This window comes from Microbacterium sp. NPDC064942 (genome assembly GCF_049545525.1).
GTDB classification, from domain to species: Bacteria; Actinomycetota; Actinomycetes; order Actinomycetales; family Microbacteriaceae; genus Microbacterium; species Microbacterium gawkjiense.
In genome coordinates, this window is record NZ_JBMWDR010000006.1 from 88,183 (window position 1) to 99,728 (window position 11,546).

10 protein-coding genes are annotated in these 11,546 nt (G+C 67.4%); 1 reads left to right on the forward strand and 9 read right to left on the reverse strand.

Annotated elements, in window-relative coordinates:
* Positions 1–13 precede the first annotated feature (13 nt).
* From rpsS to ACPEH2_RS11245, 9 genes are all read right to left on the reverse strand, one after another.
* Positions 14–295 (reverse strand): 30S ribosomal protein S19, encoded by a 282-nt coding sequence (gene rpsS / locus ACPEH2_RS11205; RefSeq protein ID WP_018187348.1) that lies wholly within the window; start codon positions 293–295, stop codon positions 14–16.
* Between the two features lie 12 nt (positions 296–307).
* Positions 308–1,147: a 50S ribosomal protein L2 gene (rplB, locus tag ACPEH2_RS11210; protein ID WP_036309862.1), complete on the reverse strand. Its 840-nt coding sequence runs from the start codon at positions 1,145–1,147 to the stop codon at positions 308–310.
* 24 nt (positions 1,148–1,171) lie between these two features.
* Positions 1,172–1,471, reverse strand: coding sequence for a 50S ribosomal protein L23 (rplW, locus tag ACPEH2_RS11215; RefSeq protein ID WP_064003330.1), 300 nt, complete (start codon positions 1,469–1,471; stop codon positions 1,172–1,174).
* Positions 1,468–2,130, reverse strand: a complete 663-nt coding sequence (gene rplD / locus ACPEH2_RS11220; RefSeq protein ID WP_064003331.1) for a 50S ribosomal protein L4 — start codon at positions 2,128–2,130, stop codon at positions 1,468–1,470. The genes rplW and rplD overlap by 4 nt, the downstream gene beginning before the upstream one ends.
* A 2-nt stretch (positions 2,131–2,132) precedes the next feature.
* A complete protein-coding gene (gene rplC, locus ACPEH2_RS11225) occupies positions 2,133–2,792 on the reverse strand; it encodes a 50S ribosomal protein L3 (protein ID WP_064003332.1) in 660 nt (219 codons plus the stop codon).
* Positions 2,793–2,803: 11 nt separating this feature from the next.
* On the reverse strand, positions 2,804–3,112 hold the full coding sequence (rpsJ, locus tag ACPEH2_RS11230; protein WP_018171443.1) for a 30S ribosomal protein S10: 309 nt from the start codon (positions 3,110–3,112) through the stop codon (positions 2,804–2,806).
* Between the two features lie 359 nt (positions 3,113–3,471).
* A complete protein-coding gene (locus tag ACPEH2_RS11235) occupies positions 3,472–4,911 on the reverse strand; it encodes a sugar transferase (RefSeq protein ID WP_423718711.1) in 1,440 nt (479 codons plus the stop codon).
* Between the two features lie 273 nt (positions 4,912–5,184).
* The gene (locus ACPEH2_RS11240; RefSeq protein ID WP_423718712.1) at positions 5,185–6,972 is read right to left on the reverse strand and encodes a DUF4012 domain-containing protein; all 1,788 of its coding nucleotides are present in this window, start codon (positions 6,970–6,972) and stop codon (positions 5,185–5,187) included.
* A gap of 10 nt (positions 6,973–6,982) precedes the next feature.
* Positions 6,983–9,097: a hypothetical protein gene (locus ACPEH2_RS11245; RefSeq protein WP_423718713.1), complete on the reverse strand. Its 2,115-nt coding sequence runs from the start codon at positions 9,095–9,097 to the stop codon at positions 6,983–6,985.
* A 100-nt stretch (positions 9,098–9,197) separates the two neighbouring features.
* On the opposite strand from ACPEH2_RS11245, the gene ACPEH2_RS11250 reads away from it, so the two are divergent.
* Positions 9,198–11,534 (forward strand): glycosyltransferase, encoded by a 2,337-nt coding sequence (locus tag ACPEH2_RS11250; RefSeq protein WP_423718714.1) that lies wholly within the window; start codon positions 9,198–9,200, stop codon positions 11,532–11,534.
* Positions 11,535–11,546: the final 12 nt, after the last annotated feature.

Sequence of the window (11,546 nt, forward strand, 5' to 3'; positions counted from 1 at the left end):
GAGCGTCGCCGCGTCAGCGGCGACGGCCCTTCTTGTCGTCCTTCTCGTGGCCGCGGAAGGTGCGGGTGGGCGCGAACTCGCCCAGCTTGTGACCGACCATGGTCTCGGACACGAACACGGGGATGTGCTTGCGTCCGTCGTGCACGGCGATCGTGTGACCCAGCATGGCCGGGATGATCATCGAACGACGCGACCAGGTCTTGATGACGTTCTTGGTACCGGCTTCGTTCTGCGAGACGACCTTGCGAAGCAGGTGCTCGTCGACGAAGGGGCCCTTCTTAAGGCTGCGAGGCATCTTCCTCTACTCCTACTTCCGCTTCTTGCCGGCGTTGCGACGGCGAACGATCAACTTGTCGCTTTCCTTGTTGGGGTGCCGGGTACGACCCTCGGCCTGGCCCCAAGGAGTGACGGGGTGACGTCCACCGGAGGTCTTACCCTCACCACCACCGTGCGGGTGGTCGACCGGGTTCATGGCGACACCGCGGACGGTCGGGCGGATGCCCTTCCAGCGGTTGCGGCCGGCCTTGCCCCAGTTGATGTTGGACTGCTCGGCGTTGCCGACCTCGCCGATGGTGGCGCGGCAGCGCGCGTCGACGTTGCGGATCTCACCCGAGGGCAGACGCAGCTGCGCGTACGGGCCGTCCTTCGCCACGAGGCGGACGGACGCACCGGCCGAGCGCGCCATCTTCGCGCCGCCGCCGGGGCGGAGCTCGATGGCGTGGATGACCGTACCGGTGGGGATGTTGCGCAGCGGCAGGTTGTTGCCGGGCTTGATGTCGGCGCCGGCACCCGACTCGACGATGTCACCCTGCGACAGCTTGTTCGGGGCGAGGATGTACCGCTTCTCACCGTCGAAGTAGTGCAGCAGCGCGATGCGCGCGGTGCGGTTGGGGTCGTACTCGATGTGAGCGACCTTGGCGTTGATGCCGTCCTTGTCGTTACGACGGAAGTCGATCACGCGGTACTGGCGCTTGTGGCCACCACCGATGTGACGGGTCGTGATGCGGCCCTGGTTGTTGCGACCACCGGTCTTCGCCAGCGGGCGAAGGAGCGACTTCTCGGGCGTCGACCGCGTGATCTCAGCGAAGTCGGCGACCGACGAACCGCGACGACCGGGGGTCGTGGGCTTGTACTTGCGAATAGCCATGTCTCTAGTCCTCTATCCCAGCTGTCAGCCGACGGCCGTGAAGATGTCGATGGTGCCCGACTTCAGGCTCACGATGGCGCGCTTGGTGTCCTTGCGCTTACCGGTGCCGAAACGGGTGCGGCGGGACTTGCCCGGGCGGTTGAGCGTGTTCACCGACGCGACCTTGACGCCGAAGATCTTCTCGATGGCGAGCTTGATCTCGGTCTTGGTGGCGCGCGGGTCCACGAGGAACGTGTACTTGCCCTCGTCGATGAGCCCGTAGCTCTTCTCGGAGACGACCGGCTTCAGGATGATGTCGCGCGGGTCCTTGTTGACGGCGGTCATGCCGAGACCTCCTCGGTGGAGCCGGCCTTCGCAGCGACGAACGCGTCGTAGGCGGCCTTGGTGAAGACGATGTCGTCGGAGACGAGCACGTCGTAGGCGTTGAGCTGGTCGAACGTGAGCACGTGGACGTACGCGAGGTTGCGGACGCTCTTGACGCTCAGCTCGTCATCACGCGTGATGACGACCATGACGTTCTTCGTCGGCGCGAGCTGAGCCAGAACCGCGGCAGCAGCCTTCGTCGAGGGCGCACCCTCGATGCCGAACGAGTCGATGACGTGCAGACGCCCGCCGCGAGCCCGGTCGCTGAGCGCGCCCAGGAGGGCGGCGGCGACCATCTTCTTGGGGGTGCGCTGCGAGTAGTTGCGCGGCTTCGGTCCGTGGACGATGCCACCACCGGTCATGTGCGGCGCGCGGATCGAGCCCTGACGGGCGTTACCCGTGCCCTTCTGCTTGAAGGGCTTGCGGCCGGCACCGGAGACCTCACCGCGACGCTTGGTCGAGTGGGTGCCCTGGCGAGCCGCCGCGAGCTGCGCGACGACGACCTGGTGGATGAGGGGGATGTTCGTCTTGACGTCGAACAGCGCGGCGGGCAGCTCCACGGAGCCGGCCTTCTTGCCGTCTGCCTTCACGACGTCGAGCGCGAGAGTCGAGTCAGCCATGTTCAGGCACCCTTCACTGCGTTGCGGACGTAGACGATGCGGCCACGAGCACCGGGGACGGCGCCCTTGACGAGCAGCAGACCCTTCTCGGCGTCGACGGCGTGCACCGTGAGGTTGAGGACGGTCACGCGCTCGCCACCCATACGGCCGGCCATGCGCATGCCCTTGAAGACGCGGCTCGGGGTCGACGAGGCGCCGATCGAACCGGGCTTGCGGTGGTTGCGGTGCGCACCGTGCGAAGCGGAAACGCCCTTGAAGTTGTGACGCTTCATGACACCGGCGAAGCCCTTGCCCTTGCTGGTGCCGACGACGTCGACCAGCTGGCCGGCCTCGAAGGTGGCGTCGACGGTGAGCTCCTGACCGAGTGAGTAGTCAGCGGCATCCGCCGTGCGCACCTCGGTGAGGTGACGACGCGGGGTCACACCGGCAGCCTCGAAGTGGGCCGTCTGCGGCTTGTTGACCTTGCGGGGGTCGATCTGGCCGTAAGCGATCTGCACGGCGTTGTAGCCGTCGCGCTCGGGCGTGCGCACCTGGGTCACCACGTTGGGGGCGACTTCGATGACGGTGACGGGAACGACCTTGCCGTTCTCGTCCCAGACCTGGGTCATGCCGAGCTTGGTGCCCAGCAGGCCCTTGGAAACCTTGGAGTTGATGTCAGCCATGATGATCGACCTCAGAGCTTGATCTCGATGTTGACGTCGGCCGGGAGGTCGAGACGCATCAGCGAGTCGACGGCCTTGGGCGTCGGGTCGATGATGTCGATGAGGCGCTTGTGGGTGCGCATCTCGAAGTGCTCGCGGCTGTCCTTGTACTTGTGCGGCGAACGGATGACTGCGATCACGTTCTTCTCGGTCGGAAGGGGCACCGGGCCCACGACCGTCGCGCCCGCACGGGTCACGGTGTCGACGATTTTGCGTGCCGACGAGTCGATGACCTCGTGGTCATACGACTTCAGGCGAATGCGGATCTTCTGTCCCGCCATTGTCTGCTCACTCTCTTTCTCGCGTCGTACCTCGAGGGCATTGGACGCACGGGGCGCTTGCGCGCCGGGCACTTCTCCCCGCCCGGAGGTGGGGGATCCGTCACCGCTGTTCTGATGTCAGTCCGCAGGAGACCTGCGGCATCCGCTTCCCCTCGCACGCACGCGTGCGCATCCGTTTCCGGAGTGGGTGTGGGGATGTGATGTTCTGCTGCCCGCGGCCTAGGCTTCTCGCCTATGCACTGCCCTGGCAGTGATCCCGCGCAGTGCGCAGGAATGTGGAACCTGTACAGTCTACGTGCCGTTCGGGCGTGTCGCAAACCCGGGCGTGTCGCGCCGCCGGGTACGCTCCCCCACCGCCGTCAGTGCGCTGTGCGTCCGGGCGCCACGACGGCGCTGAGGGTGCGGAAGAGGATCTGGATGTCCTGCATGAACGACCAGTTCTCGACGTAGTAGAGGTCCAGGCGCAGGGCGTCCTCCCACGACAGCGTGGAGCGTCCGCTCACCTGCCACAGGCCGCTCATTCCCGGCTTCACCCGCAGCCGGCGGTGGGCGGCGTCGTCGTACAGCGCCACCTCCGCCGCGCGCTGCGGACGGGGGCCGACCAGACTCATGGTCCCCACGAGCACGTTGAACAGCTGGGGCAGCTCGTCGATCGAATGCTTGCGGATGACGCGCCCGACCTTCGTGATCCGCGGATCGTCCGTCACCTTGAAGAGCGGACTGTCGCTGGTCCCCTGCAGATCGAGGAGGCTCGCGAGCTGATCGTCGGCATCCGCCACCATCGAGCGGAACTTCAACATGCCGAACTCGTCACCGCCCAGACCGACCCTGGGCTGACGGTAGATGACGCGGCCGGGGGTCTCGGACCGGATCGCGATGGCCGTCACCAGCATCACCGGCGAGAAGACCAGGATGAGGACGACCGAGCCGAGCAGGTCGAATGTGCGCTTCGCGAAGCGGCGCACGCCGTCCAGTCGCGGGAACTCCACGTGCACGAGCGGCAGCCCCGCCGCCGGTCGGGAATGGATGCGGGGCCCCGCGACGTCGGTCAACGCGGGGGCGACGACGAGGTTGCCGCTGCGGTCCGCGACGTCCCAGCCGAGCTGACGCATCATCTCGGGGTGCACCTCGTCCGCCCCGGCGACGATGATCGTGTCGGCGTCAGTGGCATCCATCGCCTCCATCGCGTAGGCGAATCCGCCGACGACGGGGACGTCGCTGATCGTCTGGCGTCCGCGCACGTCGGTCACGACCCCGACGATGTCGAAGCCGGAGGAGTCCGCTCGCCGGATCGCACGGATGATCGAGCCCGCCTTCGCGGGCTCCCCCATCACGAGCGCACGGTAGACGTACTTCGAGCGACGCTGCTGGCCGCGGAGCCAGAGCCGCCACAGCCACCGGCTGAAGATGAGGGCGACCAGGCCGGCCGGCATGGCGACGAGGAACAGGCTGCGCGACACCTCGATGCGGAGGAAGAAGGCGATCGCGACGAACAGCGCGAACACGGCCACCGTCGCGTTGACGAGGCGGCGGTACTCCTGCTCGCCACTGCCGACGATGTTGCGATCACGCGTCTCGAAGACAGCGAGGGCGATGAGCCAGACCACACCCAGCAGCACGAGCGCCGCCACGTAGGGGATCTGCGGGCCGCCGTCCCACGTGACGTCGCGGCGCTCGTCAGGGAGGACCAGGGTGTAGAAGCCCACGAGGACGGCGGCGACGACGACGGTGTCGCTGTAGACCAGGCGGCCGGCGAAACGGGCGGGCCAATCCCGCGCGGAGCGACGGGCGGGGACCACGACGGAGGCGCGGTCGAGTCGTCGATCAGCCCGCCGGATGCCACGCATCGACCGGCTTGCGACGGCACGCCTCAGCACCCGGCATCCCCCGTCATGTCCGCGAACGTCCCCGACGGCAGCAGCCGCAGCGCGGATCGGATCACGGAAATCAGCCTTCCTGTCGACGGCACAGCCAGGTCGAACCGCCCCGCGCGTCGACTCGCGCCGTCGACGACGTGTGCTGTGAATCTCACAGGATGCTACCAAACCGGCCGCATTCGGCCAGGCGTTGGATCAATGGCAGGTGTCGGTGACGGTCGTCTTCGTCTCGTTGATCATCGGCGTCGTCCACACCGAGAGCGGCCCGAAGTCGCCCTTCCCGGTGAACGTCGCGGTCACCGTGAAGGTGCCGTCCGGGCGCAGCCGCGCCTGGAACGGCTCGACGACCCGGCCGAGGTCGACATTGCCCGTCCGGAACGCGGATGCACCGCCTGTCGTCTCCGCGGAGGCGAGCTCCATCCCCGGAGGCGCGTACATGTAGACCTGGGTCCCGAAGTACGCCGCCCGCTGGCTCCGACTCTGGACGTATCGCGGAAGATCCTCGGCGTCCGCCTGACTGATGTCGAGCGAGACCGTCGCGGTCGTCGTCAGGGTCGTCACGCCATCGGCGCACGACATCGTGGATTCGACAGCGGTCTTCGTGTAGTAGTCGATCTTCGAGGCCGACACGTTGCGGAAGAACACACCGTTCACGGTCTCCGCGGTGTTGTCGGTGGGAAGGATGCCGGAGAGGCGCCCCGAGCCCGCGATGATCTTCTGCGTGTCCGGGTCCTCGCTCCAGGCCAGGATGCTGCCGGCATCGATGCTCTCGCCGATCGCCCAGAACATGTCCTTGATGTTGAAGTCGCCCCCGGCGATCTTGTCGAAGACCGCGCTCGCGACACCGGCGAAGAAGGCGTCGGACTTGAGGTCCGGGTCGGTGTACGGGTCCCACCACCGATAGACGTCGCTGAGGAGAGTCTTGACGGCGTTCTTGTTGTCGAGAGTCTTGCCGTCGACCTCGATGGGACCGGTCGCGAGAAGCATGCGCTGAAGGGCGATGGGATCGACCGAGATGACGCCGTCGATGTGCGTGTCGTCGATGTCGCGGTTCCAGAACGCCTTCACCATCTCCGCGACCCCCGGCCAGTCGGGCTGGGAGGGCGCGAGGTTGATGTAGCTGCCGTAGCGGCTGCCGTAGAGCGCCTTCGCCGACTCCGAGATGTCGAGGTCGACCGTCTCGCCCTCGACGAAGGAAGCGCTGCTGGCCTGTCCCGCGATCTCGAGGTCGCCCTTGTCTGCGGTGATGAGCGTCTGCGAGGCCGAGCTGCCCCCGAGTGGGAGCGCCTCGGCGTTGTTCTGGAAGACGAGCAGGTAGTTCTGCTTTTCTTCTGCGCCGAGGAGCTTCGGAAGGAGCGTGAACATGGGGCCGGCGCCATCCGCCACCTCGGCGACCTGGTCGACTCCCGAGCGGACCGGTCCGATGAGGGCGTCCGACGCGGCGACACCCTTCAACTCGGAGCTCAGCTTGGAGATCTCGGGAGCGGCCGCTTCGATGAGCGGCAGGGCACGGGCGAGGATCTTCCCCTGGCCGTCATCCTGCATCTTGAAGACCGGCCCCCCGACGTCGTTCGCGAACACGTCGAGGGTCTCCGCCGCCAGACGCACGCCGCGCAGGTTGTCGCCCGCGCCCGGGATCAGCTCCGCCATGCGCCAGACCGGATCGGCTGCGGCACCCGCCGCATCCGCCGCACCGGACGACAACTTCGGGATGGCGTCAGAGACGTTCCCGCCGTCCTGGATGGAGGTGACGGCCGCCTGCGCCGACTCGAGACCGTTCTTGGCGATCACGACCTTGATCACGAGCCACACCGCGAGGGCGAGGAGGAGGACGACGACGATCAGGATCACGCGGCCGACGATGCGACCGCGCGACGTCCTGTGGGTCTCGTCGCTGTCGTCGCGGTCATCGGGCGCGGCGGAACGTCCGGCCGCGGCCCGCTCGGCCGCTTCACGCGCGGCGCGTCGGGTCTCGGGAGGCATGGCTCACATCCTAGCCAGCGGGTGTCTGGGAGACCGTCGGCGCGGGCGTTGCACCGGCGGGCTCGAGTGAACTCTCGACGAACTGCGGCCGAACCGTCACCGGAATGGTCGCCACCCCGTCGACGGGCTCGATGGTCTTCGTGGCGCCCGTCATGGTGGTCACCGTCACTGCGACATCGCTGCGGACGGTCATCTCCGCCTTGCCCTTCGGAGCCCACACGACGCGCACGGCATCCTTCTCGTCACCGAAGCGCACCGAGTGGACTCCCTTCGCCGTCTCATCGGCGGCGAGGCTCCGACCACCGATGCGAGCGACCATGAGAGCCTGCGCGTACCCGACGGGCTTCGGCTGGAACGCCGCCACTCCAGAGGCCTTCTGGTAGTACATGCCGAAGTTGCCCTCGTGCTTGGCGGGGTCGGGGTCATCGTTGATGAGGTCGTACCAGAAGAACTTCTCGGCCCCGCCGGCGAGCGCCGTCACCGCGGTGCGGACAAGATAATCCGCCTGCGCCGAGACGGTGCGGCCACCGGTCTTCGACGAGCTGCCGAGCTCCGTGATCCAGATGGGACGGGTCGTCTTGCCGTTCTCCTTCATGCTGCGATTCGCTTCGTCGATGATCCCGGCCAGCGACTCCGGGTCACTCGACACCTCGTACGGGTGGAAGCTGATCGCGTCCGCGTACTTCAGGCCGCCCGCGCGCCACAATCCGTCGAACCACGGTGCGTCGTAGCGCGCGGTCGAGCCGGCGATGATCGGCAGGTCCGGGTCAACCTTCTCGACCGCATTGTGCACGGAATCGAGCAGGGGGACGTAGCACGAGGGCTTCGTGCCGCAGGCCGTCTTGTTGAAGCGCGGGTGGTTGAACTCGTTGAAGACCTCGAGCCCGACGAGGTCGAATCGCTCGGCAATGGCGGCTGCATAGTCGCCGTAGGCCTTGATCGCCGCTTTGCTCGTGGGCACCTTGCCATTGCCGTACAGCTCGTTGCCGTAGTTGACGATGCCGAGGAGCTGGACGCCGTGGGCGTGCAACCGGTCGAACCCGTCGACGTAGTGGTCCGCCCAGTCGTATTCGCCCTTCGTGGTCTCGTTGAAGCGCCACAGGACGTCGTTGCGGGCCAAGCCGATCCCGAGGGATGCCGTGAGGTCGGCAGCATCGCTGTAGAGGTCGTTCTCGACGTGGAGGCCCACACCGAACCGAGGGTCGGCGGCGATGGTCGTGCCCTCGTAGTCGATGACGCCGAGCAGGGTCTTGACGGTGCCTGCGCCCGTCTTCACGGCCACGCTGTAGTACCCCTCGTCCAGGCCCGTCAGCGGGACCGCTTCGAGCGCGTGGGACGCGTCGAGCGCGCCCTTCGCTGCGACCTTGCCGCCGGCATCCGTCGCGGTCCAGGAGATCTGCCCGGCCGGTGCGCGGACCGCGAGCATCGGGTTCGACGCCGGCAGGATGAGGGAGCGGTTGACGATCGTGTCCTTGCCGCCGACCTTCTCGAATGACGGGTTGGGGACGACGTTCTTGCCGTCGGCGCCCACCAAGGAGACATCGTCGATGCCGAGCCCGGCGACGGGGCCGTCGAGGACCACGCGGATCTCAGCGGTGTCCGCATCCGCCGGCGCGGTGAAGGTTCCCGTCACCGTCGACCACGCTGCATCCAGCTCGGACAAAGCGATCCGCTGATCAGCGATCTCGATGGACGCATCCACCGCCTCGGGGAGGGGCGAGAGGGACCGCACCTGTGCGGAGAACTCGTACGACGCACCCGCGACGACGGCGGCCTCGACGGCGAGCGCCGTCGTCTTCTGATCGATGACCGGTGCATCGATGTACGCGGCGACCGCGCCGTCCGCGGCCTGACCGACCTGGGGGACGACCCGAGCCACCTTCGTCGTGGAGGCGCGCTCCCACGAGCCGAAGGGACCCACCGCGACGACCGATTGCGGTGCGGCGACCGGGGTCGGCGTCGGGGTGGGTGTCGGAGTGGGAGCCTGAGTCGACGCCGAGGGGGTGGAGCGTGTTTCGGGCGCCGGCGCCGACCCGCTGGTCGTGAGTGCGACCGCGGTCCCGGTGAGCGCACCGACGAGGACGATGGCCGCGCCGATGTAGATGGTTCGCCGGCGAATCTGCATGGCGATGCCCCTCCAAGGGTGTGGGAAGTGAGCGTCCATCATCACAGACGCGGCTGCGAGCGCAGAATCGACGCGGATGCCGGGCCGTATGATCTGTGCGATGTCACCTGCGCCTCTCGTCTCCATCGTCGTCCCCGTGCACAACGACGAGGGCACCATCGAGGCGGCCCTCGCATCGTGCCTCGCCCAGACCCTCCGGGAGATCGAGGTCGTCTGCGTGGACGACGCGTCCGACGACGGCACGGTCGCCGTCATCGAGAGGATGCAGCGCCAGGACGGGCGCATCCGCCTCATCCGTCATGAGACCACCCGATCCGCCCTCCAGGCGCGACGATCGGGCGTGACGTCGGCCCGAGGGGAGGCGGTGCTCTTCTTGGACGGCGACGACGAACTCGATTCCCGTGCCGCAGAGGCTTCCCTGGCCGCAATGAGGGCGTCCGTTGCCGACCTCGTGCAATTCGACGTCACCGTCATTGACCGACACGGTCGATCCGGTGGCACGTACGAGCAGCGACTCGCACCGCGGCACACGACGCTCACGGGCAGCGACATCATGCGGGAGCTGTTCGCGCCGGGTGCGCCTGCGCAGGGGCAGCTTTGGCGGTACCTCTTCCACACGGACCTGCTGCGGCGCGCCTACGCGCACATCCCCGCCGACCTCGTCCTGATCCGCGTCAATGACCTGCCGCTCATGTTCCTCGTCGCGACGCTGGCGGAGCACTTCGTATCGATCGACGAGAAGCTCTATCGCTATCACCTGGGGCGCGGCGGCAGCGGACACGATGTCGACACGATGGAGCGAGCCGAGTTCTACGCCACGGCAATCGACTCCGTCGACAGCATCCGGGATGCCGTGGCATCCATTTCCGCGACGGCTCGGGACCCCGAGACGGTGCAGTTGTCATACCGCGCAACCCGACAGTGGATACTCGGCTACGTCTGCCTGCAGCTGATCGAACGAGCGGCACCGGGAGTACTTGACGCGGCCGTTGCGCATCTTCGTTCGAAGGCGAACGACCAGGAACTCCTCGCCGCGGCCGCGGCGTTCTCGCCCAGGTCTCTGTCCGCGCTCTCGCGGCACGTGTCTCATGCCTCGCTGACGGGCCGGAACGTACGCACGATCCTCCTGGCGACGTCCAGCTGGCGGACCGGAGGTGTGGCGGCGGTCCTCGCGGCGCAGGCAGGTTACCTGTCCGACGCCGGCTATCGGGTCATCGTCGTCGCCCGCTCCGCCGGGACCGATCTGAGTCTCGTCCCGGCGGAGATCGAGTTCGTGGAACTCGCCGGCGGAGATCTGCCGAAGCGGCTCGCCGCCTGGGCGGAGCTCTGCCGCGAGCGCGGCGTGGATCTTGTCATCGATCACCAGATGTTCTACACGCGATACTGGCCGGAGTTCGCCGCCATGGCGCGTGCGCACGGGGTGCCGACCATCGGGTGGCTCCACAACTTCGTCGCGCGCCCACTGCTGGATCGCGATGACCGGCTGCGCATCATCGAGCGCCACGCCGACATACTCGCCCACGTCGTCGTGCTCTCACCGTTGGATGTCGCCTACCTGAAACTGAGGGGTATCGCGCACGCGTCGTTCATCCCGAACCCACCATCCGCGATGCTGTCTCGCGATCGCCCGGCGGCGCCGAAGGACATCAGAAAGGGACCCCTCCGCCTGATTTGGTGGGGACGGCTAGAAGAAGGCACCAAACGGACGAGCGAACTCATCGAGGTCGCCGCGAATCTCCGGCGCCAGCGAGAGGACTTCACCCTCACGGTAATTGGCCCCGACTGGGAGGGATACACAGCCGCCAAGTTCAACGCTGCGGCCCGCCGGCGGGGGGTCGGCCAGCACGTGCAGGCTGTCGGCCCCCTCCGCGGAAAGCAGCTCCTCTCGGCCATCGATGAGGCACACGCCTTCGTGACGACGAGCATCATCGAGGGCTACCAGCTGACAATCGCTGAGGCGCAGTCGCGCGGTCTGCCCGTTTTCATGTACGAGCTCCCGTGGTTGACGCTCGTACAGGGCAACGGGGGCATCGTCGCCGTAGCCCAGGCGGATGCCGCCGGTCTCGCCGCCGAGATCGCTCGCGTCGCCGCAGACCCAGTTGAGTACGCGCAGCTTTCCGAAGCGTCATTGGTGGCGGCCGATCGAGCCGCCGCCCTTGACGTCGCGCTGCTGACACGCAACCTGGTCGCCGGCGGATTCAATCCTGAGTTCTCGCCCGAGCCGACTCTAGAGGATGCGAAGACGCTCCTCGGCCTCCTCCGCTTCTATGCGGAAGCGGGGGCAGCGACGATGCAGCCCGCGCCGGCAGCGGACTCCTGGATCGGCGCGCGGCTGTGGAGGTCCGTCGCACCGCTGGGGCGTCGGGCTCTCGGGCGATTCCCGGCCCTCCGCCCGATCGCTCACCGGGTGAAGAAGCGTCTGGGTATCACCGGCTGAGGCGCGGTCGTG